The sequence below is a fragment of the Bradyrhizobium sp. CCH5-F6 genome, from assembly GCF_001556045.1.
Taxonomy (GTDB): domain Bacteria; phylum Pseudomonadota; class Alphaproteobacteria; order Rhizobiales; family Xanthobacteraceae; genus Bradyrhizobium.
The window spans coordinates 12,688-38,349 of record NZ_LSIC01000028.1; the positions used below are offsets into that span (position 1 = coordinate 12,688).

The following is a 25,662-nucleotide window of genomic DNA, read 5'->3' on the forward strand; positions in this document are numbered from 1 at the left end:
CAACTCATCGCCGACCCAAACCCCTCCCGAAGAGAAGGGCCAGGCACAGCCGCAAGGCTGGACGGGGCCGATCAATACGGGTTCAGGTGGTGCGCCGGCCGAAAGTCCCCAAGGCCAGAGTCCACCTGGAATGCAGGCCGCTCCCGAGGGATCGTCCAAGACCACGACGGCACCGGCCAAGTAGGCAGTGCGGATGTTCATTTCGGTCGCCTGTTCTGGCAATCTCGAGACCGTGAACGTCAGCAGGGCCGGCATGGAATGAACAGATCACCTTTGTGCACGAAGGTGGCCGCGGCGCTGTGGGCGATCTTTGCCGCATCGTCCGTGCACGCCGACATGGTGGGGCACGGCGGCCCGATCCGGTCGCTTGCCGTTTCGCCCGATGGGGACAACCTTCTCTCCGGCAGCTTCGATACGGCGGTCATTCGCTGGTCGCTCAAGACGGAAACCGCAGAGCAAGTGCTTCGGTATCATGCGGATGGCGTCAATGCCGTCGCCTTTCTGAAGGACGGGCGCACGATTACGGCCGGCGCTGATGCACGAATTGCGGTATGGACGGCGGGCCGGCCGCAGCCGGACCAAGTGCTGGAGGGACATGTCGCTCCGATCGTGGCGCTTGCTGTGTCGCCCGATGGGTCGCTTCTCGCATCGGCTTCATGGGACCGGACGGTGCGGCTGTGGTCGCTCTCGGGCAGCGCCTCACGCGTGCTCGAAGGGCATTCGCAGAACGTCAACGGCGTCGCCTTCACGCTGGACGGCAAGTCGCTTGTCAGCGTCGGCTACGATTTGACGTTGCGCATCTGGCGTTTGCCGGACGGTCAGCCCGAAATCGTGACCTTGCCGGCACCGCTGAACGTCGTGGCCGTGGCGCCGGATGGTGAAATCGTCACAGGCGCAGTCGACGGCACCCTGCGCATGCTGACCCCGGAAGGCAAGGTCCGCGGCGAAGTTGCGGCCGGCCCTACACCGGTGGTGGCCTTGACGCTCTCGGCGGACGGCACGCTGATTGCCGCGGCCGGCATCGGCGGCACGGTGGCGATCATCGACCGCAAGTCGCGCAGCCTGCTGCGTACGTTGATCGGGCCCGGGCTGCCGGTGTGGTCGGTCGCGTTCCTTCCAGACCGCGAGACGCTGATCACTGGTGGCGCGGACGGCAAGATCCGGCGCTGGAATGTACGCACGGGCGAGCCGGTCAGCTCTATCCTGTCCGGCAGATCGGCCGATCCGCTGGCGGCCTATGCCGGCGACCACGGTGCAGAGGTGTTTCGCGCGTGCATTGCCTGTCACACGCTCTCGGATAAGGAGGTGCAGCGTGCAGGTCCGACACTTGCGGGACTATACGGCCGCAAGATAGCCTCGTTGCCGGGATACCGCTTTTCCGATGCGTTGAAGACGATGGACATCGTCTGGACGCCGGAGACGGTTGCGAAACTGTTCGAGGTTGGACCGAATGCCTATACGCCCGGCACCAAGATGCCGGAGCAGCGCATCAGCTCGGCCGAGGACCGGCGCGCGCTCACCGAGTTTCTGGGCCGCGCGACGCGATAGCGGCCCCTCAGATCGAGTCCCAATTGTCCATCGGGAAATCCCTCATCTCCGGATGCTGCTTGAGGATATGAATGACGTCGATGCTGGGGTGCTCCTTGAGCGATTCCGCTACGCAGTGGTTGACGTATTTCCGGCGCGACAGCCACGCGATCTTCTTGCCCTTCGCCTCGGCTTTGCAAGCGATGACCGCCTGCTTCACGGCCACTTTCTGCGCCTTGGTCAGTGGAGGGGCGGCAGCTTCGGCCGCGCCGCCGGCGAGAGCGATGGAGATCATGCACATCGACAGAGCTGTGATCAAACGAGACATGGTGATGCTTCCCTGTTTCCGACCCCTGTGAGATGTCTGCCGGTGTCGTCTAATCCTTGCCCTCGCGCTGGCGCAGATAGTCGTCCGTCGTCCGCGGCGGCGTTCGTTCCGGAACGCCTTTGAACGGATCGAATTGCTGCTCGCTCATGACGACGACGCGACAGTCCGCGCACATCCTGATGGCCTCGATCCGCCGGTCGCCGGCCGGATACATCCAGTGTCGGCCCTCGAGCTTGGCTGCGATGCGGTCGATCGTGCTCTTGACTCCGAAGGCCGTGCCGCAGCGGACGCAGAGCGCGGGCTCCTCTTCCTTGATGATCGCCGCGGGTGCTCGGGCCGCGCGGAAATCGATCTGCGGCTTGAGGCTGATGACCTTTTCCGGACAGGTGCTCTGGCACAGGCCGCATTGCACGCAGGCATCCTCGATGAATTTCAGCACGGGCCGCTCGGGATCGTCGCGCAGCGCGCCGGTCGGACAAGCCGAGACACAGGAGAGGCACAGCGTGCAGCCATCGGTGTCGACGGTGATTGCGCCGATCGGCGCACCCGGTGGCAGGGCGATCACATCGACCGGCTGCGGCGCCAGCCGATGCAACTCGCTCAGGGCAAACCGCAGGAGGTCACGCCGCTTGCCGACGGTCTTGAAGGTCGCGGGCGTCGCGACCGCGGCAAGCGTGCCGATCGCCGTCATATGTTGGCCGAGCGCATCGGGATCATCCGTGTCGATCGTGGCGAGACGACAGTCCGAAAACCCAAGACCGCCGAGGATGGCTTCGGCCATCGCGATCGTCTGCGACAGGCCGGCCAGATCGTGGCGCGGCTTGGCTCGGAGCAGGAACCGCACGGCCGATGCGCCATAGGCGAAGGCGCCGACGATCGCTTCGAGCCCCACCTGCGTGAGTTCGTTGACGGCAAAGGGAAGCACGTTCGCCGGCAGGCCGTCGCCATGCCGCGCGAGGGCGTCGATCAGAGGCGTGCCGTGCGGGCTGTCATGGAAAAGTAGCACCGCATTCGAGCCACCGGCCTCGCGGTAGGCGAGCAGCATGGCGCGAATTCTCTGGAGCTGCGTATCGGGCGGAGGCAGCGTGTAGGATACCGCACTGGTTGGGCAGGCAGCTGCGCATTGGCCGCAGCCCGCGCAGATGTTCGGATCAATCGCGACATGATCGCCGACCGGCGTGATCGCCCCGGTCGGGCAGAGATCGAGACAGCGATGGCAGCCTGTGCGCTTCGAGCGTGAATGGGCGCAAAGAGCGGGCGCGACGTCGACATATTTCGGCTTGTCGAAACTGCCGACGAGATCGCGCGCGGTCAGGACGGCGCGCAGCACCGCAGCGGGATCTTTCCCGTCGACGCGAAGGTACCCGTCGCGCAGATCATGGGCGGGAAACAGCGGCATGTCGCCGGAAAGATCCAGCACGATGTCGCAGCGCGAGGTGACGCCGCTTCGCGGTGCGTCCAGCACGAAACGATCGCGCGAGGAGGGCCGGGGACGCGCATAGCCGTCGATTGCAAGCTCAAACGCGCCGAAATGTCCCTTTGCGGATCGGATCGTGCCCTGCACGATCGGGAAAACCGGCGCAGCTGGCAACACCGTGTCATCGATCTGCTTCAGCATCACCGTGACGTCGAGGTGATCGGCAAGCAGGCGACCGGCCTCTATCGCCGCCTCGTCGCGGCCGTAGATCAGGATCACGCCCTCACTCGACAGGGTGACGAGCGGATAGTCGGGAGCCGGGACGGAGGCGGATGCGAGCAGGGCCGCCATTTTCGCACCGGCGCGCGCACCGTCGCGGGACCAGCCGGCCGTTTCACGGATGTTGACGAAGCTGATCGCATCAGGCCGTTCGCCGGCCTCGTCCGAAAACTGCGCTGACTGCTGCGTGCAGGCGACCGTCAACACGCCATCTGCCGCGGCGAACTTTCGGAAATGATCGAGCTCCGCACCGCACAGGTGGCGAAAGTTCCTGACCTCGCTGTTCGGGCATCCGCGCCGGATCGTAGCCAAGTCGAGATGCATCGTGTCTTCGCACGAGCAGATCAGGATGGTCTTCGCTGGCCGCTCCAGTTAACGCCTCCGCCATTCGGGCGCCGACGACGGACTCGCGCCGGCCCTTCGCCTCGTATAGACATTATCCGGCGGGAAGAAAAGGAAAGCGGAGGACCGCCTGCCGTCGACCCTCATCAGTCATGAACCGATCCAACTGCCGCCGCCGTTCACATTGGTGCGATTGCGCGAGAGTGGCGATGCTTTTGCCCATGCATGCCGCATTGCACCGGAGAGCGGCGCGGGAACGCTCGTATATGTCGGCCGCTTTGACCTCGCAGAGTTCGCCGTGGTGTTCGAGCCGGCCGAGCCGTTACGCAGCGCGCGGCGCGTCTTCTACGCGGGTATGGTCGCGCTCACGGATGCGCTTCGCGCCTACGCGCCGCCGAGCAAGCCCATCACCATCGACTGGCCGGATGCGGTCAGGATCGACGGAGGGCTGGTCGGCGGCGGGCGGATGGGGTGGCCTTTGGCCGCTGGCGAGGATGCGCCGCCGCCCTGGCTGGTTTTCGGGGCCATGATCCGGACGGTTGCCATGAACGATGACGATCCAGGCATCCACCCGCTGGCCTCGGCACTCGACCAGGAGGGTTTTGGCGAGGCTGGCGCGGCGCAGATCACGGAAAGCTTTGCCCGGCACCTGATGCTGGCGCTGGACGGCTGGCGGGTTGACGGCTTTGACAGCGTTGCGCGCAACTATCTTACTCGGATGCCGCGTGAAAGACGGACGGTTCAGCGCATCGATGATTGCGGCGATGTCCTGACGCGCCGCATCGGGACGGATACGATCGAGCGAAGCGACCTCGTGCAGGCGCTTGCGACGCCGTCCTGGCTCGACCCGGCGCTCGGAGGGCCGCGCCTGTGAAGCTGCTGCGTACCATCGCCCTCGACCCCTCCGACACATTCGTCTTCGATGTGGCAGCAGAGCCCGGCGAATGGGCCGTCTCCGGTGCTTTCCGCTTCTGGGATCACGACGCTGCCAGGCTCGAGGGCAAGGCACGGGCGGCGTTTCGCGGCGGTTTCCTCGGGGTGCAGTCCTGGGGCTGGTCGACGCTGGCGCAGATCGTTCCGGCAAGCGAAGACGATTATCGCAATCTAGTCGATCTCCTTGCCAGGCAACTCGTCGATCGCTTCGGTGCGCCGGACATGACGGCGGCGAAGACGGCCGCGGAAGAGGAGGTCGCTTTCGCGCAGTCGCTCTGCAGCCACCCGATCAGCTCTCTCATTGCAGTGCACCGCACCTCGAGCGACGGCGAAGTCCGCGAGTCGTTCCGCCGGCTGCAACTCCGGCAAGGGCAAGGACAAGGGCAGGGGCACAGCAAGGCGTTCTCGTTCATGGAAATCGAGGACGACGTCCAGCCTGACGGCGATCTCAGGCTTGCGGATCTGGGACGGGAGCCGACCGTCCGATGAACGATTTCTGGATCGCCTGTGGTCACCATCTGCTGGATCGCGACGAGGGTGGTGGACTCCGCGTCACGGACGAGTTCCTCAAGGCCTATTTTGCCCGTCCCGAGCTCATGCCGCCGGACGATGCGTGCCCGGTCGAACGCCGGCTGCACCGCGAATTGCTCGCCGACCCGCGCCAGGCGGTCGGCGCCGGCGAGATCGCGGGGATAGTCGATGCAGATGCCCGGGAGAATTGGCAATTCGTGCTGGCGTTTCGCGACCTCCTGTTGCGGCATCCGACGCTCGAAGCCGCTTATCTTGCATTGGTGAGATCAGGCGTGAAAGATCTGCCGCCGATCTTCGTCAACCAGCTCGTGCACGTCATCCTGCGGAACGCGCTCGATGGCTGCGACGACCCGTTCGTGCTGCGGGCGGCCGAATTGTTCTTCCGGCCCCAGCGCGTCCTGCCGCATGAGCAGGCCCTGTTGCTCGGCGATGAGGAGGTCGTCGGCGGCCGGAGCCCGACCCCGGTGCTGTCCCTGATGTCGATGCTGGGCGCCACCACGGATGCGGTGGTCGAGGCGCTGGGCGAGGAGAATGCCGGTACCTATTGGCAGCGCAGCGACCAGTTCGACATGGCGCTCGATCTCACCGCCGGCGGCCGGGGGCCGGTTGCGCTGGCGCAGGCGATGACGCGCTGGGTCTCCCATCTGCTCGGCATCGACGTCATGATCGAGCCGCTGCGCGCACTGCACGAGGAACGGCTCACCTGGTATGTCGGGCTCGATGCCGATGCCACGAGGCTCGGCGACCGTCTTTGGCACGGCGAGGAACTCGGCGAACGCGAGGCGGGCCGTGTGCTCGCGCTGTTCCGCCTGACGTTTGCTGATTCAAGCTGCGCGCTTGACGATGTTGGGGGTGAACCGGTGTACCTGATCCTCTCGATGACGGCGGATCAGAAGCTGAGGATGAAGCCACAAAATCTGCTGACCGGGCTGCCGGTGAAGCACCTGGAGATGGCGACATGAGCCCTGCGGCGTTGCCCTCCCTGTCGATTACCGTCGGCGTCGTGGTCGAGCGGCGCAAGGCCGACTCGCCCTGGGTCGATTTCATCTGGCGCGGAATTGCCGTCCTGCCAGACGCGCCGGTGACACAGCCGTGGACCGTGCTTCGCGAGCAGGACGGCACGACCCTGTTCTATGCCGGAAGCGCGACCGTCGATCTCTACCCGTCCGAGACGGCGCGCTATCGCGACAATCTCGCCTCCGGCAGTCCGAGCATCTGGACTGTGCTGTCGCCCTCGGACGGCGCTTGGCCCTATGCCGTCACCGCGGTGACGGCCGACCCCGCCGAGGGCGAAGGCTTTACCGAAGCCGCCGACAACCTCGTCGAGGCCGTGCCGATGCCGGAGGTGCTGCGCGAAGCGATTGAAAGTTTCGTGGCGGAGCACCATGTCGAGCGAGAATTTGTCAAGCGCAAGCGGCGCCGCGCCGACCCGGAGGCGCTGGCCCGCCGCGAACATGAAGGCGGACAGGAATGAGCGAGGAAGAATTCCTGGCACGCTGGTCCCGCCGCAAGCGCGAATCGCAAGCGGTGCCGGCGGAGCCTGCTCCTGCGCAGTCAACGCCGCCGCAGTCCACGCCGCCGGTTGCTGCCAAGGATGAGGAGGGTGAGTTCGATCTCTCGTGCCTGCCCTCGATCGACGAGATCAATGCCGCAACCGACATCACGGCCTTCCTCAGCAAGGGTGTTCCTCGGGAGCTGAGCCGCGCGGCGCTTCGGCGCGCCTGGACGACAGATCCCACCATTCGCGACTTCGTCGGGCTTGCGGAGAATGCATGGGACTTCAACGACCCGACTGCGATGCCTGGCTTTGGACCGCTGGATTGTTCGTCGGAAGAGCTGGCCGCACTCGTCGACCGCATCATTGGCGGAGTGCGCGAGGCGGCCCGGTCTCTCCCCGAGACGCCGACCGAAACGGAGGCTTCTGCGTTGGAACTGCATGAGGCCGATGTGCCGGAGGCGTCCAACGTCGTCGAGTCGCCGGACGAGACGGAGCACCTGGCTGCCCCTGTTGCGGTGCAACCGAATACGGCTGACGGGTCTGCCGATTCTGCCGAGCCCATCAGGCCGCGGACGCACGGCGGTGCATTGCCGCGCTGAGCAACACGACCAAAGGCTATAGGCTCAGGCTATGGCAAGCGTTGACGGTTTACAGGGCCCGGACTACGCTGCGTACTGCTTTGTAACAAAAGCGATAATCAGCAGACGGGACTTGGATGGGAGGTCCACGTGCGGGATGACGGGCTTGATCGCGCGATCGATGCCGCGGGCGGTATCGCTCAGCTTGCGCGCAAAATCGGCATCAGCCAGCCCTCCGTTTCGAATTGGACCCGCGTGCCAGCACAACGGGTGATTGCAGTCGAAACTGCCACCGGAGTGCCCAGAACCGATCTGCGGCCCGACCTTTACGACGAACAAGTCGGCTCCGCCGAGCTCATCGATCCCATCGATGCGGCGCGCGCGCGGGAATACGCGCTGCTGGCGGCGCTGCTGTCTGCGCCTCCGTCGAAACGCCTGCTCGATCAGCTCGCTGCGTTGACCGGTGACGCGACGCCTCTCGGGCACGCGCACGCGGCGCTGGCCGACGCCGCAACAACTGCCGTCGCAGTGCAGGTCGAGCGGGAATATTTCGAGCTGTTCGTCGGCCTCGGCCGCGGCGAGTTGCTGCCCTATGCCTCCTACTATCTCACCGGCTTTCTCAACGAGCGACCTTTGTCGCGCCTGCGCGGCGACCTGACGACGCTCGGAATCGAGCGGGTTGGAAACAATTCCGAGCCCGAGGATCACGCCGCCATCCTGTGTGAGATCATGTCGGGCCTCGCCGAGGGCCGCTTCGATGTCTCGCCCGAGGCGCAGCGCGCCTTCTTCGAAAAGCATGTCTCGCCCTGGATGGGGCGGTTGTTTGCCGACATCGAGAGCGCCGAGGGTGCCCGCTTCTATCGATCTGTCGGCGCGCTCGGCCGCATCTTCGTCGAAATCGAGACGGAAGCATTCACATTCGCCAACTGACCAAGGCGCCTTGGTCCGGGAGAGATGCGATGAGTGACGAAACGAAAGCAAAGGTCGGACGCCGCGATTTCCTTCGCACGGTCGGCTTGGGCACGGCCGGTGTCGGCGCGACGCTTGCGACACCGCTGGTTGGGTCCGCGCAGGCGGACAGCGAAAACAACGATGAGAAGCGAAAGGCGCGCTACAAGGAATCCGATCACGTGAAGACATTCTACCGCGTCAATCGTTATCCGGCCTGAGAGGGAGGCTGCCCGTGCTTATCAAGCGAACACACCAGCGTCCCGATCGCCGCGGTTCCGTCGCCGAATCCCTTGCCGGCCAGGGCGGGGGACTGGATCGCCGCACCTTCCTGCGCAAGTCGGGACTGGCCGGCGGCGCTCTCGCCGCCCTTGGCGCCATGCCGGTCGGCAACGTGCGCAAGGCGGAAGCGGCCGCTGCCGGCCCGCTCGCGGCCGGCGCCGTCGTCAGGAAGAGTATCTGCACACATTGTGCAGTCGGCTGCACGGTGACGGCGGAAGTGCTCAACGGAGTCTGGATCGGGCAGGAGCCCAGCTGGGACTCGCCGATCAACCGCGGCTCGCATTGCGCAAAGGGCGCCTCGGTGCGCGAGCTTGTGCACAGCGATCGCCGACTGCGCTATCCGATGAAGCTGGTGAACGGGCAATGGACGCGCGTGTCGTGGGACACCGCGGTGAACGAGATCGGCGACAAGCTGCTCCAGATTCGCGAGAAGTCGGGCAGCGATTCCGTTTATTGGCTCGGCTCGGCCAAGATGACCAACGAGGGCGCTTACCTGTTCCGCAAGCTCGGCGCGTTCTGGGGCACCAACAACACCGATCATCAGGCGCGAATCTGCCACTCCACCACCGTCACCGGCGTCGCCAATACCTGGGGCTATGGCGCGATGACGAACAGCATCAACGACATGCGCAACTCCAAGACGATGCTGTTCATCGGCAGCAACGCGGCGGAGGCGCATCCCGTCAGCATGCAGCACCTGCTGGAATCAAAGGAGCTCAACAAGGGGAACTTCATCGTTTTCGATCCGCGCCTGACCCGCACCGCGGCGCACGCCACCGAATATGTCCGGATCCGTCCCGGCACCGACATTCCCGTGCTCTACGGCATGATGTGGCACATCCTGAAGAACGGTTGGGAAGACAAGGAATTCATCGCCCAGCGCGTCTACGGTTTCGACGACCTGCGGAAAGAGGTCGAAAAGTGGAACCCGCAGGAGGTCGAGCGCGTCACTGGTGTGCCTGCCGAGCAGCTCGAGCGCGTCGCCAAGATGTTCGCGACGGTCAAGCCCGCGACCATCATCTGGTGCATGGGCCAGACCCAGCACACGGTCGGCACGGCCAACGTGCGGGCGAGCTGCATCGCGCTGCTGATGACCGGCAACATCGGCAAGGCAGGCGCCGGCGCCAACATCCTGCGCGGCCACGACAACGTGCAGGGCGCGACCGATGTCGGCCTCGATATCGTGACGTTGCCGTTCTACTACGGCCTTGCGGAAGGCGCCTGGAAGCACTGGTCCCGGGTCTGGGAGGTCGACTACGATTATCTCGTCTCCCGCTTCGACGAGAAGAAGCAGATGGAGACGCCGGGCATCCCGCTGACACGGTGGTTCGATGCCGCGCTGCTGCCGAAGGCCGATGTCGCACAGAAAGACAACGTCAAGGCCGTATTCGTGCAAGGCCACGCCAGCAACAGCATCACGCGCATTCCTGAATCGATGAAGGGCCTGAAGGCGCTGGAGCTGCTGGTGATCGCGGATCCGCACCCGACCACCTGGGCGTCTCTGGCAGTTGAGGCGGGACGCAAGGACGGCGTCTATATCCTGCCGGTGGCCACGCAGTTTGAATGCACGGGATCGCGCGTCGCTTCCAATCGCTCGATGCAATGGGGCGAGCAGATCGTCAAGCCGATCTTCGAGTCCAAGGACGACCTTGAGATCATCTATCTGATGGCCAGGAAGTTCGGCTTCGCCGACAAAATGTTCAAGAACATCAAGGTCGAGAACAATCTTCCAGTCGCCGAGGACGTGCTGCGCGAGATCAACCGCGGGAGCTGGTCGACCGGCTACTGCGGGCAGTCGCCGGAGCGCATCAAGGCGCATATGAAGAACCAGCACAAGTTCGACCTGGTGACGATGCGCGCGCCCAAGGACGATCCGGAGGTCGGCGGCGATTATTACGGCCTGCCGTGGCCGTGCTGGGGCTCGCCCGAGGTGAAGCATCCCGGCTCGCCGCTTCTCTACAACAACGATTTGCACGTCATGGACGGCGGCGGCGCGTTCCGCCCGCGCTTCGGCATCGAACGCGAGGAAAAGCTGGCGGACGGCACGACGCGGAAAGTGAGCCTGCTCGCGGACAAGTCCTTCTCCAAAGGCTCGGAGATCGAGGACGGCTATCCCGAGTTCACGCTGGCAAGTCTGAAGAAGCTGGGCTGGGACCAGGATCTCACCGAGGTCGAACTGGCAACCATCCAGCGGGTCAACCCGGCCAATCCGGATGCGGTGTCCTGGGCGACAGACCTCTCGGGCGGCATCCAGCGCGTCGCGCTGAAGCACGGCTGCGTGCCGTTCGGCAACGGCAAGGCGCGCATGAATGCGTTCGGTCTGCCGGATCCGATCCCGGTGCACCGCGAGCCGATCTACACGCCGCGCGTCGACCTCGTCGAGAAATATCCGACCTTGCCCGATGCCAAGCAGTTCCGCCTGCCCAATATCGGCTTCTCCGTGCAGAAGGCGGCGGTGGAGAAGGGGATCGCGAAGCAGTTTCCGCTGATCCTCTCCTCGGGACGTCTGGTCGAATACGAAGGCGGCGGCGAGGAAACCCGCACCAATCCGTGGCTCGCTGAATTGCAGCAGGACATGTTCATCGAGATCAGCCCGGCCGATGCCGCCGATCGCGGCATCAAGGACGGTGGCTGGGTCTGGGTCAGCGGTGCCGAGAACAATTCCCGCGCCAGGATGAAGGCGCTGGTGACCGAGCGCGTCGGCAAGGGCGTCGCCTGGATGCCGTTCCATTTCGGCGGCTGGCTCGGCGGCAACGACCTGCGCAAGAACTACCCCGCCGGCACCGATCCGATCGTGCTGGGCGAGAGCGCCAACACGATCACGAGCTATGGCTACGATCCTGCAACGGGCATGCAGGAACCGAAGGTCACGCTTTGTCAGATCGTCGCAGCCTGAGAGGAGCACGCACATGGCTCGGATGAAGTTTCTCTGCGACGCCGATCGCTGCATCGAGTGCAACGCCTGCGTCACCGCTTGCAAGAACGAGCATGAGGTCCCCTGGGGCATCAACCGGCGCCGCGTCGTCACCATCAGCGACGGCAAGCCGGGCGAGCGCTCGATCTCGATGGCCTGCATGCATTGCACCGACGCGCCTTGCGCGGCGGTGTGTCCGGTGAACTGCTTCTACACCACCGCGGATGCCGTGGTGCTGCACTCCAAGGACCTCTGCATCGGTTGCGGCTATTGCTTCTACGCCTGCCCGTTCGGCGCTCCGCAATATCCGAAGGTCGGGAACTTCGGCTCGCGCGGCAAGATGGACAAATGCACCTATTGCGCCGGCGGCCCCGAGGCCGACGGCAGCAAGGAGGAATACGAGAAATACGGCGCCAACCGGCTGGCGGAAGGCAAGCTGCCGTTGTGTGCCGAAATGTGCTCCACCAAGTCGTTGCTTGCGGGCGACGGCGAGATCATCGCACAGATCTACAAGGAGCGCGTCATGAAGCGCGGCTATGGCTCGGGTGCGTGGGGCTGGAAGACCGCCTATCGCGAGGCAATCGAGTCCTGACGCGGGCAGCCGAAGGGGCGCGCAAGACCGGGGAGGACGTGATGACGTCGTTTGGAAGGTTCATTCGCCTGGCGTTGGGCGCCTGGGCGCTGCTTATTTGTGTGACGGTGGCGCCCGCGAGTTCTCAACAGGTCAACCCGACCGCGAGCTCGGTCAAGGAGCAGCAACTTTTGCAGGAGCTCCACCGGATTCAGGGCCGCGTCAGCATTCCCGATCAGCGCTCCGGCGTTCTCGAGCAGCCGCAGGGAAGGGAATGGCGGGAATTCCGCAATGTGACGCTGCCTTGGATCGGCGGGATTGCGATCCTCGGCATGATCGTGGGCATCGTGATCTTCTATCTTACCGTCGGGATGGTGCGTCTCGAAGCCGGACGGTCGGGCCGCGCCATCGTGCGCTTCAACGCGTTTGAGCGGTTCGTGCACTGGCTGACAGCAACCTGCTTCATCGTCCTCGCCATTTCCGGGCTGAACATCACGTTCGGTCGGCCGCTGCTGTTGCCGCTGATCGGCTTCGAGGCCTTCTCGGAATGGTCGCAATGGGCGAAGTTCGCTCACAACTATCTGAGCTTCCCGTTCACCATCGGCGTGGTCGTGATCTTCCTGATGTGGATCGGGGGCAACATCCCGAGCAAGGTGGATATCGAATGGGCGAAGCGCGGCGGCGGTTTGATCGGACATGACCATCCGCCGGCGTACCGATTCAATGGCGGCCAGAAGATGATCTACTGGATCGTCGTGGTCGGCGGCGGACTCGTCTCAGCATCCGGCTATGCGCTGATGTTCCCGTTCTACGGCACCGGCATCGAGGGCATGCAAATGGCCCAGATCGTTCACTCGATCGTGGCGGTCCTGTTTGTCGCCGCGATGATCGCGCACATCTATATCGGCACCATCGGGATGGAAGGTGCGTTCGAGGCCATGGGCACCGGAGAAGTCGACGTGAACTGGGCTCGCGAGCACCACAGCCTCTGGCTCGACGAGCAGATGGGGCGAACGGGTCCGAACGACGGACGACCGCAACCGGCAACTGCCGCGGCCGAATGAGCGGGCACCAGCGCGGCACTCCAACCTACCGAGCCGGCTCTTTCACAAACAGGACGGAGCGATCCTGAAGCTCCTGATCGGGAAGCTTGTTCCCCTGGCCCGCCTGCATGTCTTGAATGGAAGCCATGCCGTGCTGACCAAGATTGAACACTGCATGCGATCTGAGCATGTTGTTGGCCGCGCTGGCGAGAAGCAGGGCGGCAATGAGCGAGAGCATGACGCGTTTCATGCGTATCTCCGTCTGCCATCTCCACCCGGGACGACGAATACACCCAGTTTGTCCTGCGGGATGTGAGCCACTTCACAGCGATCGGTCTCAATCCGTTGGGACGAAGCCTGCTCTGGAAGCCGCCAGAATTTCCGGCATCACATGCCATCATCTTCAGATTGGATGACGGCAGGCGGCGAGCAAGTCCGTGCACTCCTGCCGACCACCAACTTTGGTCGCCGATCTGACTGTCGGCCCGCCAATAGACGCACCGCATCCCGCGCCAGCACCGCGGCAGGCTGGGTATGAAATTCTCCCATGAGATCAGCCGTTTGGCTTGGGTTCTCGTCGGCTTTCGGCCGCCCCCGTCGAAAGTGGTCCAGCTCTTGCTCTTGCCAGTATGAGATGTTTTGATAAACGTCATACTGGGATCAGGTGGATGGAACGAGCGGTGAGGCGGAGTTTGCGGGCGGTCGAGCCCGGTGTGGCGTTGCTGTTCGGCGGGCTCATCGCCGCCAACGTCGCCGCGTGGGTCTTCGCCTTCGCGCTGTTCGGCGACCGGCCGACGGTGATGGCGACAGCGCTGCTGGCCTGGGTGTTCGGCCTGCGCCACGCCGTCGATGCCGATCACATCGCGGCCATCGACAACGTCGTGCGCAAGCTCATGCAGGCGGGCGGAGCGCCGCGGAGCGTCGGCCTCTATTTCGCGCTCGGCCATTCCACCGTGGTCGTGGTCGCGACCATTCTGCTCGCGCTCGGGGTGGTGAGCCTCGGCGGCGACAGCCTGCTCGAGGAGATCGGCGGCTTCGTCGGCACCTCGGTATCGGCGCTGTTCCTGCTCGCGGTCGCTGCCATCAATCTCGTCATCTTCGCCGGCCTGTGGCGGACGTTTCGCGCGGCGCGGGAGCAGGGGGTGCACGATGCTGCGCAGCTCGAGGCGCTTCTCGGCAATCGCGGCGTCCTGGCGCGGCTGCTCGGCCCGATGTTCCGCATGGTGACGAAGCCGTGGCACATGTATCCGCTCGGCTTCCTGTTCGGCCTCGGCTTCGACACCGCGACCGAGATCGGTCTGCTCAGCATCTCCGCCAGCGAAGCCGCGCGCGGCACCTCGCTCGCCGCCATCCTGGTCTTCCCGGCGCTGTTCGCATCGGGCATGGCGCTGGTCGACACCGCCGATTCCGCGCTGATGGTGAGTGCCTATCGCTGGGCCTACGTCGATCCCTTGCGAAAGCTCTGGTACAACCTCACGATCACGGGGGCGTCCGTCGCGGTCGCGCTCTTCATCGGCGGCATCGAGGCGCTTGGCCTGATCGGCGATCGGCTCGGTCTCTCCGGCGGCATGTGGACGCTGATCGAGGGTCTCAACGAGTCGCTTGCCAATGTCGGCTTCGCCGTGATCGCGCTGTTCGCGATCGCGTGGCTCGTCTCGGTCGTGCTGTATCGCCGCATGCTTGCGGATGGCCGCCGCCGTGCGGGGACGGACGCTCTGGAATGCGCCGATGCGACCGAGGCGGCCTGAGCCCGGTCGTCGTCGCGGTGCGCTGACGGCAGTGTCGGCCTTAACCTAAGGCGCGATGACGATTCATTCTCATCGCAGCGCGCTTCAGCCCGGCAGAGGTGTGTCGGCGATGTCCAACAGCGCACCAAGACCTTGCCGCAGGCGGCGCGTCGCGATGTTATCGTTGGCAAGCCCAAACACCAGCAGGGATCGCCCGGTCACCGCGTAAGCGTGCCCGAACTCGAACTCGGCCATCGGTGCGTCAGGCCGGTTGGTGTCGATCAGGCCCAGCCAGCTGCGGCCGTCGGCGACCTCCGGCAGGGTAAAGTTCACGACGTCATGATGCGCGTTGTAGACCAGCAGCATGGTCGCGTCCGAGCCCCGGCGCCTGATCCCGGTCTCCTGCGCGCGTCCGTCCAGCAGCATTCCGAAGCATTTGGCATTGCCGTCATGCCATTGCTCGGTCGTCATCTCCTCGCCGGACGGCGACAGCCAGGTCACGTCTTTGACGCCGAGATCCTCGTTGTGCGAACCGACCAGGAAGCGGCTGCGGTAGAGGATGGGAAATGCCTTGCGGGTGGCAATCAGCTTGCGGGCGAATTCGCGAAGGCTGCGGCCGTTCGCGGTGATGCCCATCCAGTCGAGCCAGGTGGTTTCGTTGTCTTGGGCGTAGGCGTTGTTGTTGCCGTTCTGTGTGTGCCCGAACTCGTCTCCGGCGAGCAGCATCGGCGTGCCGTGGGAGAGCAGCATCGTCGCCAGCAGATTCCGCTTCTGGCGTTCGCGCAGCGCGGTGATCTCCGGGTCGTCGGTGGGCCCTTCGGCACCACAGTTCCAGGAATGGTTGTTGCTGTGACCGTCGCGATTGTCCTCGCCGTTCGCCTCGTTGTGCTTTTCGTTGTACGAGACGAGATCGTTCAGATTGAAGCCGTCATGGGCCGTGACGAAGTTGACGCTGGCCCACGGCCGGCGTCCGCGCTTGTTGAAGAGATCGCCTGAGCCGGAAATGCGCTTGGCAAAGTCGGCCAGCGTGCCGGGATCGCCTTTCCAGAACGCGCGTACGGTGTCCCTGAACTTGTCGTTCCACTCGGCCCAACCGGGCGGAAACTGACCGACCTGGTAGCCACCGGGCCCGATGTCCCAGGGCTCGGCGATCAGCTTGACGCTGGAGAGCACCGGGTCCTGGCGACACGCGTCGAGGAAGCCTCCGCCTTCGTCGAAGCCATAGGGTTCTCGCGCGAGGATGGTGGCAAGATCGAAACGGAAACCGTCGACACGCATCTCCGTCGCCCAGTAGCGCAGGGAATCGGCGACCAGCTGAAGCACGCGCTGATGCGACAGATTGACGGTGTTTCCGGTCCCCGTATCGTTGATGTAGTAGCGCTTCTTGTCCGGCAGCAGGCGGTAATAGCTGGCGTTGTCGATACCTTTGAACGACAGGGTCGGGCCGAGCTCATTGCCTTCCGCGGTGTGATTGTACACGACGTCGAGAATGATCTCGATGCCGTGGGCGTGAAACTGGTTGACCATGGCCTTGAATTCGTTCGCGGAGGGCGCCTTGAGGTAGCGTGGGTCCGGCGCGAAGAAGGCGATGGAATTGTAACCCCAGTAATTGCGCAGGCCTTTCTCGACCAGGTAGCTGTCGTCGACGAAGGCATGGATCGGTAGCAGCTCGGCGCTGGTGATGCCGAGCGATCGCAGATAGGCCGGGACGTCCGAATGCGCCAGGCCCGAGAACGTGCCGCGGTCGGCTTCCGGCACCAGCGGATGCAGCTGGGTGTACCCCTTGACGTGCATCTCGTAGACGATCGTCCGCTCCCAAGGCACTTCCGGCTTGCGCGATGCGCCCCAGGTGAAGGCGGGATCGATGACCCGGCATTTCTGCATCAACGGAGCGCTGTCGCGTTCGTCGTAGGAGAGATCCTTGTCGGCATGGTCGAGCTGGTAGCCGAACAGCTCCGGTCCCCAGCGAAGCTGGCCGACCAGCTGCCTGGCGTAGGGATCGAGCACGAGCTTGTTGGGATTGAAGCGGTGGCCGGCGTCGGGTTCATAAGGGCCATGGACGCGGTAGCCGTAGACGGTGCCGGGGCGGGCGGACCGCAGATAGCCGTGCCAGACTTCGTCGGTGTATTCGGGAAGCTCGATGCGCTCAAGCTCGGTTTCGCCGGTATCATCGAACAGGCACAGCTCAACCTTGGTGGCATGGGCCGAAAACAGCGCGAAGTTGACCCCCAGCCCATCCCAGGTGGCGCCGAGCGGAAACGGCCTGCCCTCGGTGACCCGGGTTCGTCGCAGGCTCGATGCCGCCTGCGTCAGGGCATCGTCTGAATGTACGGGTTGGTCCATCTTTTCCACCAAGAAAGGCCATCAGGACGTCGGCGCGATCGCGGTCACCCCAAGTGCCGGCTGCTCGCCGGCGACTGCCGACGTGATCGCAGCGGCGGGCGGCAAATCGGCCGGCTTGGCCGGTGCGGCTGCTCTTTTCAGGGCCGCCTCCTTGCTGATGGCCGAAATCGAGTTGCCAATCCGACCGACGATGCTGGTCAGTTCAGCGTCGGATAGTCCGAGGCGCTTTTTGACCAGGCGCACTTGGGCGCGGTCGGTCAGATCGAGTTTATTGCGGATCGGTTGCGGCTTCGCGGGGCGCATGGCGACAGCTCCTGTCTGGCACGGTAACCGTCGCGCCGCTGATTCTGTTCCCAACAAGCTGCAACTGCCCGGCGCCGGCGCCGTGGAGGAACGAACGCACGCAGCTCCGCTTTGTCGTCCCGACGCGTGCAACGATCTTGAAGCATGCCAGGGCGTGAGGCATGGGGCGAAAGGGGATGGGTTTGACGCACAGATTGGGAATGGCCGAGCAGACCCGGCGCCATGGTTCTCAAATCGTCGATCATGGTGTCTCGTTCAACTTGTGGGCACCCACGGCCCGATCGGTCGAGCTGCTCGAAATCGGCCAGCCGCCCCGCAAGATGCCGCGCGATGACGACGGCTGGTATCAGCTGCTCAGCCCAACCGCGCATGTCGGCACGCGATATCAGTTCAGGATCAACGAGGACCTCGTCGTTCCCGATCCAGCCTCGTTCTTCCAGCCCGACGACGTCGGCGCGCCGAGCGAGGTGATCGATACGGCCGCGCTGCGGGATTCCCTTATCTATCCGGGCCGTCCCTGGGCGGAAGCCGTAATCTACGAGCTGCATGTCGGTACGTTCAGCGAAGCGGGCACCTATGCCGGCGTCGAGGAGAAGCTGCCTTATCTTCGCGATCTCGGCATCAGCGCGATCGAGCTGATGCCGCTCAATGACGTCCCTGGCCGGCACAATTGGGGCTATGACGGCGTGTTGCTGAACGCGCCGAATGCCCGTTATGGCCGGCCGGAAGATCTCAAGCGGCTGCTGCGGGCCGCGCATGCCCTCGACATCATGGTTTACCTGGACGTCGTCTATAACCATTTCGGACCGCAGCTGAACTATCTGCATTCCTATGCGGAAAATTTCTTCACCGCGCGCCACGCCACCGGCTGGGGTCCGGCCGTCAACCTCGAAGGACAGGACGGTTCGTTCGTGCGCGAGTTTCTGGTCGACAACGCCCTGATGTGGCTGCGCGACTATGGTTTCGATGGACTGCGCTTCGATGCGGTCCATGCGCTGAAGGACGATTCCGAGCGTCATTTCCTGATCGAGCTCGCCGAGACCCTGCGCAGTCAGCTTGCAGGCCGGCACGTGCATCTGATGCTGGAGAACGAGGCCAATCAGGCGCACCTGCTCGAGCGCTCGAACGGACGGGCGAGGCACTACGACGCGCAGTGGGGCGACGATTTCCACAATGCGCTCCACGTCCTGCTCACGGGCGAAGACGAGGGATATTACCGCGCCTTCGCAGACAGGCCGCTCGAACATCTCGCGCGATCCCTGACCGAGGGCTTTGCCTACCAGGGAGAAAACTTTCCTCTGCACCAGGTGCCCCGCGGCGAGCCGAGTGCTCATCTGCCGCCCGAAGCGACCATCTTCTTCGCCCAGAACCACGATCAGATCGGCAACCGCGCCTTCGGGGAGCGGCTTTCCAGGTTGGTCAGACCGGAGAAGCTGGAGCAGGCCATGGCGCTGGTTCTGCTGAGCCCGCACATTCCGATGCTGTTCATGGGTGAGGAAACCGCAGCCGAAACGCCATTCCTGTTCTTCGCGGACTGGACGGGTGAAGCTGCCGAACTGACGCGGGAAGGCCGCCGCAAGGAGTTCTCCCACTTCAAGGCTTTCGCGACGCCCGAAACGCGTGCCGAGATCCCGGACCCCTGCGACGAGAGAACCTTCCAGGCCTCCAAGCTGGATTGGACGAGCATCGATCAGTCGCCTGCCGGCGCGAGGTTTCGAGCGCTGACGACCCAATTGCTGACGATACGGCGTGAGAAGATCGTGCCGCTGGTCAAACGGGGATTCGTTTCGGCACAGCGGGACCTGATCGGCGCAGATCCCCGCATGGGCGGCGTAGACGTGCGCTGGCGGACGGAGCAGGGCGAGGTCCTGCAAATCGTCGCCAACTTCGCCGATCACGAATTACCCATGCCGCCGCTGGTGGAAGGCGAAAGCCTGTGGCGATTGCGCGGAAGTGAGGCCGAAGCACTCGTGCCCGGCGACATCATCGTGAGACTTGGCCAAAAGGGCTGATCGGCACGCAAATCCGAACCGAGCTCGGAAGCGACAGCCTCTGCGATGATGGCATCATGCCCCTGTTTTGCCCGACGAGTCAAAGCGGTCGGCGCGTCGATTTGGCTTCAGAATTCTCCTTTGAAGACAACGACATCTCTACTGTGCATGGGGTTGTTTTCGCACTTTTGATGCCGCCAGAATCCTTCAGAGAGACGCCGAGGCGTCATCCGTTGGCGTCAGGTTCGCAGGATGGCTTCGATCGCTTGCGCCGCGCCAAGCAGCGAGCGGTCCTGTCCGCGCGCAGCGATGATCTGAAGACCGAATGGAAGTCCGCACCGATCGGTCCCGCACGGAATCGAAATCGCCGGCAGGCGGGCATGATTGACGAAGGGCGTGAACGCCGCGTGGGCGCGCGGACTTACGGCTTTTCCGCCGATCATGTCCGGGCCGAGTTGCGTCAGCGGCCAGGCGACGCATGGAACGGTGGGCGTCAGCAGCAGGTCAAATTCGGTGAAGAAGGCTGCGAAGGCATTGGCGATCGCGGCGCTCGCGAGCAGCGCTCCGGCAACGTCCGCACCCGACCATGAGAGACCTCGTTCGATCTGCTTGGCGATATCGGGATCGAAGACAGCCGGATCCTTGCGGAAGGTTTCGCCATAGAGCGCAGCGAGCCCCGCATGCTGGAGCGGCATGATGGCGTCTTCCGTCGCGCCTGCAGGCCAGACCGGGTCGCGTCTTGCGATGCGCAAGCCCTTCCTGGAAAGCCGATCGACGGCGGAGGCGAGCCCGTCCGCGACGACGTCATCGATCGCGACGTCGAGACCGAGGCGCGGCGAGAACGCGATGCGCTGACCGACGATGTCTTCGGCCTGCGGTGCAACCACGGCAGAATCCGGATCGCGCGGATCGGCGCCGACCATGGCTTCGAACGCCAGTGCGACATCGGCCGCATCGGATGCGATCGGTGCGATGACGGAGAGGCCGAAGAAGGGTTCGGCGAAACCTGGCCCGTAGGGAATCGCGCCATAGGACGGCTTGAAGCCTGCGACACCGACATGGGCCGGCGGCCTGCGGCTCGAGCCGCCTGCATCGGTGCCGATCGCGAGCGGCACGAGGCCGGCCGCAACTGCCGCCGCCGGGCCCCCCGACGATCCGCCTGGGGTCAGCTTGGGATCGAGCGGATGCCGCGTTGGTCCATACAGCGGCGAGGTGGTGACGCCCTTGCAGGCGAACTCGGATGTTGCACCGATGCCGACCACGACCGCTCCGGCCTTGCGCAGGCGCTCGATCGCGATGGCATCGCGCGGTGCGACGAAATCGCGAAACAGGCGCGAGCCCTGCGTCACGCGCCAGCCGCCGACCCAGATGTTGTCCTTGACGATAACGGGGACGCCGGCGAGCGGCATCGCTTCGCCGGCTCGCAGGCGATCATCCACCGCCGCAGCGTCGGCCAGCGTGCGTGCGGGATCGATCGTGACGACCGCGTTCAACGCCCTGGTGGCGTCAATTCGCGAGAGCGCCGCCTTTGCGGTTTCGACGGCGCTCGTCCGCCCGGCCGCGACATCGGCCGCGATCTCGCGGGCACTATGCGTTGGCATTGTCATGGCCTCCCCAGAACAGGGCCACCGTGCCGCACAGGGCGAGGCACGCCAAGGCGAAGAAGGCCGCGCCGAGGCCGGCCACACCATCAAGGATTGAAACGAGCGCCGGCGCCGCCAGCAGGCCGGCATAGGACGCGGTCAGCACCGCGCCGGTGGTTTCACCGATCCGGTCCTGCGGGGCGAGGCGGGCGATCTCGGCGATGAAGACCCCATTCCAGCCCGAGGCAGTCAAGCCGAACAGCGTCGCAATCGCGAACTGCCAGCTGCGACTGAGTGATCCGCCGTCGAGGCCGAGCAGCGCGGCGCAAAAGGCCATGCCGATACCGATGACGATGAGCACCATCCGCGACGCATCGAGGCGCATCGCCACAAATCCCCAGCCGAGCCGGCCGACGAGGCCGCCGGCTTGCGCGCAGGCGAGCGCCATGCCGGCCTCGATATGGCTGAGGCCGAGTTCACGCGTGCCGAGCGTGACGAAGACCGTGTTGAGCGACACCTGCATCGCGCTGAACGGCATCGAGGCCAGCGCCAGCATCGCGATGCGCCGGTCCGCCGTCATCAGCGCCAGCCGCGCGCGGAGATCGAGCGACGGGGGCGGGACGAGCTTGACGGCGTAGGCCGGCCGCAAGCCTTCAAACAGAACGATCGCGAGCAGCGCGCAGAGGCCAACCACCGCATAGCACCAGGCCGGCCCGAACGCGATGGCGATCGCGGGCAGGGCCAGTGAGCCGCAGACGGCGCCAATCTGGTTGCCGGTCTGGCGCACCGAGAACACGAAGGCGCGCCGCTCGGCAGTCACGAGCCGCGCCAGCAGCGCCGCGCTCGCGGGCGTCTCGGGCCCCATGGCAAGGCCGATGCACAGGCCTGCGGCCAGCAGGGCGGCGCTTGATCCAAGCGAAGCCAGTGCCATGCCGACGACGATGGCCGCCGCGCAGAGGCTCGCGATCCGCAGCGAGCCCACCCGCGCGATGAAGCCGCCGCCCCAGAACGAGGCGGGGATGCCGACTGCGAACACCGCGCAGGAGAACATCGAGAGCTGCCAGACCTCGATATGAGCGCGGGGCGCGACCACGCCCGGCGCGAACAAGGCCAGCGCAACGAGAGCCTGCAGCGAGGTCATCGCGCCAAGCGCCGGCAGCAATGCGGGTGCTGGCCGACCGACCGTGTTTCCGTCTACCATGGTCGCGTGCTCAAGGGAGGAACATCGTGGCAGGTGGCATTTCCATTCACGCGGTCGATGTGGCGAGCGGCCGCCCGGCGCAGGGGCTGCGCGTCGAGATATGGCGGATCGATCCGGATTCCTCGCGCATCGCCGACGGGCGGCTCGGTGCCAACGGCGCGCTCGATCATCCCGTCGCGCAAGGCGCAGGCGTGACGGCCGGCGAGTACGAGGTGCTGTTTCATCTCGGCGAGTTCTTTTCCGAAAGCGGCGGCTTCCTGACCGTGACGCCGTTCCGCTTCCGCATCAAGAACGTTGACGAGCATTTTCACCTGCCGCTGAAATTCACGCGCTGGGGCTACTCGCTGTTCCGAGGCGCCTGATCAGTTCGTCAGCCGCCGCGACAGGCCGGTGACGCGCTCCATGACCGCGACCAGCGCGACGGTGGCGATGATCAGAACGCCCGACAGCGCCGCAATGGTAACGTCGAGCTTGCCTTCGAGATCTTGCCACATCCGGATCGGCAGCATGTCGGTCGCGGCATCGCGCAGGAACAACGACACCGGCACGTTGTCGAAGGACGACATGAAGGCGATGAAGGCGCCCGCGATGATGCCGGGCCGGATCAGCGGCAGCACGATGCGGCGGAACGTGTAGAGACGGCTTGCCCCCAGCACAGCCGAGCTTTCGAGCAGGGTCGGCTCGAGCTGGGCGAGGGCGGCGACCGTGTTGCGCACGACATAGGGGACGCAGACCACGGTGTGTCCGATCACCAGCGTCAGCGGCGACACCGGCAGGCCGACCAGCGAGAACAGCATCAGGGCGGCAAGGCCGAAGGCGAGCGCCGGCAGGACCAGCGGCGACATGAAGAGGGAATCGAGCAGCCGTGCGGACAACGTCCGCGACCGCGAGATCGCGAGCGCGGCCGCGACGCCGAGCACGACGGAGAGGCCGGTCGCCCAGAACGCCACGATCAGGCTGTTCTTCGCCGCGAAATGCAGCTGCCATGCATTCCACAATTCGGCGTACCAGCGCAGCGAATAACCCGGAGGCGGGAAGCGCAGCGAGAAGCCGCTGGTAAAGGAGACGATCAGAACGACCAGCGACGGCGCGATGATGATGATCAGCGCGATCACCGCGATCACGGTCATGACGAGCTCGAAGCTCAGGGCTTCCAGGGTGCGCCTGCGGCCGCTCATCACGCTCCTCCATAGCCGCGCGAGAGGCGGCCGAGCGTGCTGAAGACCGAGACGACCGCGAGCACGGCGAGCAGGAAGATGATCGAGATCGCTGCCGCAAACGGCCAGTTCTGGAGCGTGGAGGCCTGCTGATAGAGATACATCGGCATGAACAGCATCTGACCGCCGCCGACCAGCGACTGGGTGATGAAGGCGGTGATCGCGGCGGCGTAGGTCAGCGTGCAGCCGGCGATCACGCCGGGCAGCGACAGCGGCAGCACGATGCGGAAGAAGGTGCGCCAGCTTCCGGCGCCGAGCGAGCAGGAGGCATCGTCGAGATTGGGGTCGATGCGGCCGAGCGCGGTGATCAGCGGCAGCGTCATCAGCGGCATCTGCACCTGCGCCAGCGCGATCACAACGCCGAACTGTGTATAGAGCAGCTTAAGGGGAGTATCGATGACGCCGAGCGATTGCAGCGTGGCGTTGATGATGCCCTGCCGGCCCAGGATGACGATCCAGGCGAAGGTGCGGACGACCACGCTGGTCAAAAGCGGCAGCAGCACGATCAGGATGATGATGGTCTGGAGCTTTGGTCCGACCCGCTGATAGAGCCAGGCGATGGGAAAGCCGAGCACGAGGCACACGGCCGTCACCTCGGCCCCCAGCAGCAGCGTCGAGCCGAGCACGCTCAGGCTGAAGGGATCGGTGAGGAAGTGCAGGTACTGGCCGAGCCCCCAATGGAGCGCGGCCGTGTCGTTGTGCAGCGAGAGCCAGAACAATTGCAGCAGCGGCGCGACGAAGAAGAGGAGGAAGAACAGCGCCAGCGGCGCTGCCAATCCCATCCCGTAGGATGTCACATCGCGTGATGCCGGTGCTGTGCCCATCGCCATTCCTCGAATGTTCTAGGATGAAATGGTCTTAAGTTGAATCAATCGGCCGCGGACTCGGTGCACCTCTCCCGCTTGCGGGAGAGGTCGGCGCAACGCGCCGGGTGAGGGTTCTCTCCTCTTGGGGGTTCTCGATTGCGGAGATACCCTCTCCCCAGCCCTCCCCCGCAAGCGGGGGAGGGAGCACACCTCCCTCGTTACGGCAGTCGAATCTAATCTCATCATGCTCTAGATCTTGATCTCGCGGTTGAATCGCTCGATCCAGGCCGAGCGCTGCTCGTTGATCTTCTTCCAGTCCTGGAACACGAATTTCTTCTTCAGCTCCGCCGTGTCCTTGGCCAGAACGCGCGCGATCTCGCCGCCCATCGTCACCTTGGAGCTGGTTGGCACGATCAGATAAGGCGGGTTCATCAGCGTGGTCTGCACCTCGGGCGTCAACGCCGCCTCGATCAGCTTGAAGGCAAGCTCGCGGTTGGGCGAATTCTTGACGATGTGGATCGTGGTCTTGAAGGCGATGGCGCCTTCCTTCGGTGCGACGAACTCGACCGGGACGCCGCGCGCCTTCAGGATCTGGATGGCATTGAAATTGCCGGGCGAGATGTCGATCTGGCCCTGCTGGAACAGGGTCGCGAGCGCGCCGGGATTGGCGGCGACTGCAGCGAGATTGGGCTTGAGTTCCTCCAGCGCCTTGAAGCCTGGATCGACATTGGCTTCCGAGCCGCCCCGCATCTTGGCGATCTCGACCAGCCATCCGGTGCCGAGCGTCGAGTTGAGGTTGGTGATGCCGACGCGGCCCTTGAACTCGGGCTTCCAGAGATCGGCCCACGACGTCGGCGGCGTCTTGACGGCTTCCGGATTGTAGGTGAGCCCGACGACCTGGAAGAACGGGGCAGGGCCCATCGGCTCCTGCGCCTCGGCGATCAGGTCCTTGTAGTAGGCACTCTTCTCGACCGGATAGGGCTCGACCAGATCCTGCCCGATGGCGACAAGCGCCGGACCGGGATCGTGCAGCATGACGTCGATCGGCGGATTGGCCTTGGCGGCATTGACCTTCGCGATCTGGTCGACCGAGAGCATCGGGTCGAGCACGATGGCAGCGTCTGCGTTCGCCTTGCGAAAGGCCGGAACCAGCACCGCCTTGTGGGCTTCCTCCCAGCTTCCGGTGAAGGTCGCAAAGACCAGCGGGCGGGCCTGGGCGAAGCTCAGGCCTGGAAACGTTTTCATGGCCCCGAGTGTGAGCGCCGTGGTCATCAGGCTTCTGCGGTTCATGATCATGTCG

24 protein-coding genes are annotated in these 25,662 nt (G+C 64.7%); 14 read left to right on the top strand and 10 right to left on the bottom strand.

Annotation, left to right across the window (positions count from 1 at the left end):
• Window positions 1–258: 258 nt before the first annotated feature.
• The gene (locus AX729_RS05420; protein WP_082770340.1) at window positions 259–1,548 is read left to right on the top strand and encodes a c-type cytochrome; all 1,290 of its coding nucleotides are present in this window, start codon (window positions 259–261) and stop codon (window positions 1,546–1,548) included.
• 7 nt (window positions 1,549–1,555) lie between these two features.
• On the opposite strand, the gene AX729_RS05425 is transcribed toward AX729_RS05420, so the two are convergent.
• Both AX729_RS05425 and AX729_RS05430 read right to left on the bottom strand, forming a co-directional pair.
• The gene (locus AX729_RS05425; RefSeq protein WP_245325068.1) at window positions 1,556–1,855 is read right to left on the bottom strand and encodes a hypothetical protein; all 300 of its coding nucleotides are present in this window, start codon (window positions 1,853–1,855) and stop codon (window positions 1,556–1,558) included.
• A gap of 49 nt (window positions 1,856–1,904) precedes the next feature.
• The gene (locus AX729_RS05430; protein WP_061020882.1) at window positions 1,905–3,875 is read right to left on the bottom strand and encodes a 4Fe-4S binding protein; all 1,971 of its coding nucleotides are present in this window, start codon (window positions 3,873–3,875) and stop codon (window positions 1,905–1,907) included.
• 205 nt (window positions 3,876–4,080) lie between these two features.
• Here AX729_RS05430 and AX729_RS05435 point away from each other — a divergent pair, with 205 nt between their 5' ends.
• The 10 genes from AX729_RS05435 to AX729_RS05480 all read left to right on the top strand — a co-directional run bounded on the left by AX729_RS05435 (window position 4,081) and on the right by AX729_RS05480 (window position 13,212).
• Window positions 4,081–4,767, top strand: a complete 687-nt coding sequence (locus AX729_RS05435) for a biotin/lipoate--protein ligase family protein (RefSeq protein ID WP_349643751.1) — start codon at window positions 4,081–4,083, stop codon at window positions 4,765–4,767.
• A complete protein-coding gene (locus tag AX729_RS05440; RefSeq protein WP_061020884.1) occupies window positions 4,764–5,315 on the top strand; it encodes a DUF6505 family protein in 552 nt (183 codons plus the stop codon). Before AX729_RS05435 ends, AX729_RS05440 begins: the two co-directional genes overlap by 4 nt.
• Complete coding sequence (locus tag AX729_RS05445; protein ID WP_061020885.1) at window positions 5,312–6,319, top strand: DUF6352 family protein; 1,008 nt, start codon at window positions 5,312–5,314, stop codon at window positions 6,317–6,319. The genes AX729_RS05440 and AX729_RS05445 overlap by 4 nt, the downstream gene beginning before the upstream one ends.
• The gene (locus AX729_RS05450; protein ID WP_061020886.1) at window positions 6,316–6,831 is read left to right on the top strand and encodes a DUF3305 domain-containing protein; all 516 of its coding nucleotides are present in this window, start codon (window positions 6,316–6,318) and stop codon (window positions 6,829–6,831) included. The genes AX729_RS05445 and AX729_RS05450 overlap by 4 nt, the downstream gene beginning before the upstream one ends.
• Entirely contained in the window at window positions 6,828–7,454 is a 627-nt protein-coding gene (locus AX729_RS05455) for a DUF3306 domain-containing protein (protein WP_061020887.1), read from the top strand. Before AX729_RS05450 ends, AX729_RS05455 begins: the two co-directional genes overlap by 4 nt.
• Before the next feature lie 129 nt (window positions 7,455–7,583).
• Window positions 7,584–8,363, top strand: coding sequence for a molecular chaperone TorD family protein (locus tag AX729_RS05460; RefSeq protein ID WP_061020888.1), 780 nt, complete (start codon window positions 7,584–7,586; stop codon window positions 8,361–8,363).
• Between the two features lie 29 nt (window positions 8,364–8,392).
• Window positions 8,393–8,602, top strand: coding sequence for a twin-arginine translocation signal domain-containing protein (locus AX729_RS05465; protein WP_061020889.1), 210 nt, complete (start codon window positions 8,393–8,395; stop codon window positions 8,600–8,602).
• Window positions 8,603–8,616: 14 nt separating this feature from the next.
• Complete coding sequence (locus AX729_RS05470; protein ID WP_061020890.1) at window positions 8,617–11,559, top strand: formate dehydrogenase subunit alpha; 2,943 nt, start codon at window positions 8,617–8,619, stop codon at window positions 11,557–11,559.
• A gap of 13 nt (window positions 11,560–11,572) precedes the next feature.
• The gene (gene fdh3B, locus AX729_RS05475; protein ID WP_061020891.1) at window positions 11,573–12,169 is read left to right on the top strand and encodes a formate dehydrogenase FDH3 subunit beta; all 597 of its coding nucleotides are present in this window, start codon (window positions 11,573–11,575) and stop codon (window positions 12,167–12,169) included.
• 41 nt (window positions 12,170–12,210) lie between these two features.
• A complete protein-coding gene (locus tag AX729_RS05480; RefSeq protein WP_061020892.1) occupies window positions 12,211–13,212 on the top strand; it encodes a formate dehydrogenase subunit gamma in 1,002 nt (333 codons plus the stop codon).
• Window positions 13,213–13,237: 25 nt separating this feature from the next.
• Here the strand turns inward: AX729_RS05480 and AX729_RS05485 are convergent, their stop codons facing one another.
• Window positions 13,238–13,441: a hypothetical protein gene (locus AX729_RS05485; RefSeq protein WP_061020893.1), complete on the bottom strand. Its 204-nt coding sequence runs from the start codon at window positions 13,439–13,441 to the stop codon at window positions 13,238–13,240.
• Between the two features lie 418 nt (window positions 13,442–13,859).
• On the opposite strand from AX729_RS05485, the gene AX729_RS05490 reads away from it, so the two are divergent.
• Window positions 13,860–14,939 (top strand): HoxN/HupN/NixA family nickel/cobalt transporter, encoded by a 1,080-nt coding sequence (locus AX729_RS05490; protein WP_061020894.1) that lies wholly within the window; start codon window positions 13,860–13,862, stop codon window positions 14,937–14,939.
• An 84-nt stretch (window positions 14,940–15,023) separates the two neighbouring features.
• On the opposite strand, the gene glgX is transcribed toward AX729_RS05490, so the two are convergent.
• The gene (gene glgX / locus AX729_RS05495; protein WP_061020919.1) at window positions 15,024–17,261 is read right to left on the bottom strand and encodes a glycogen debranching protein GlgX; all 2,238 of its coding nucleotides are present in this window, start codon (window positions 17,259–17,261) and stop codon (window positions 15,024–15,026) included.
• A gap of 21 nt (window positions 17,262–17,282) precedes the next feature.
• Complete coding sequence (locus AX729_RS05500) at window positions 17,283–17,564, bottom strand: DUF3606 domain-containing protein (protein WP_061020895.1); 282 nt, start codon at window positions 17,562–17,564, stop codon at window positions 17,283–17,285.
• A gap of 200 nt (window positions 17,565–17,764) precedes the next feature.
• On the opposite strand from AX729_RS05500, the gene treZ reads away from it, so the two are divergent.
• The gene (gene treZ / locus AX729_RS05505) at window positions 17,765–19,576 is read left to right on the top strand and encodes a malto-oligosyltrehalose trehalohydrolase (RefSeq protein ID WP_061020896.1); all 1,812 of its coding nucleotides are present in this window, start codon (window positions 17,765–17,767) and stop codon (window positions 19,574–19,576) included.
• Window positions 19,577–19,794: 218 nt separating this feature from the next.
• Here the strand turns inward: treZ and AX729_RS05510 are convergent, their stop codons facing one another.
• Together AX729_RS05510 and AX729_RS05515 are read right to left on the bottom strand one after the other, a co-directional pair.
• On the bottom strand, window positions 19,795–21,162 hold the full coding sequence (locus AX729_RS05510; RefSeq protein WP_061020897.1) for an amidase: 1,368 nt from the start codon (window positions 21,160–21,162) through the stop codon (window positions 19,795–19,797).
• Window positions 21,143–22,339, bottom strand: a complete 1,197-nt coding sequence (locus AX729_RS05515) for an MFS transporter (protein WP_061020898.1) — start codon at window positions 22,337–22,339, stop codon at window positions 21,143–21,145. The genes AX729_RS05510 and AX729_RS05515 overlap by 20 nt, the downstream gene beginning before the upstream one ends.
• A gap of 26 nt (window positions 22,340–22,365) precedes the next feature.
• Between AX729_RS05515 and AX729_RS05520 the strand changes: the two genes are divergently transcribed.
• Window positions 22,366–22,701, top strand: a complete 336-nt coding sequence (locus tag AX729_RS05520; RefSeq protein WP_061020899.1) for a hydroxyisourate hydrolase — start codon at window positions 22,366–22,368, stop codon at window positions 22,699–22,701.
• Here AX729_RS05520 and AX729_RS05525 read toward each other — a convergent pair whose 3' ends face one another.
• The 3 genes from AX729_RS05525 to AX729_RS05535 form a co-directional block, all read right to left on the bottom strand.
• Window positions 22,702–23,517, bottom strand: a complete 816-nt coding sequence (locus AX729_RS05525; RefSeq protein ID WP_061020900.1) for an ABC transporter permease — start codon at window positions 23,515–23,517, stop codon at window positions 22,702–22,704.
• The gene (locus AX729_RS05530) at window positions 23,517–24,380 is read right to left on the bottom strand and encodes an ABC transporter permease (RefSeq protein ID WP_061020920.1); all 864 of its coding nucleotides are present in this window, start codon (window positions 24,378–24,380) and stop codon (window positions 23,517–23,519) included. Before AX729_RS05530 ends, AX729_RS05525 begins: the two co-directional genes overlap by 1 nt.
• A gap of 231 nt (window positions 24,381–24,611) precedes the next feature.
• Window positions 24,612–25,658 carry an ABC transporter substrate-binding protein gene (locus AX729_RS05535; protein ID WP_061020901.1) on the bottom strand — a complete coding sequence of 349 codons (1,047 nt, stop codon included), beginning with the start codon at window positions 25,656–25,658 and terminating at the stop codon, window positions 24,612–24,614.
• Window positions 25,659–25,662 lie beyond the last annotated feature (4 nt).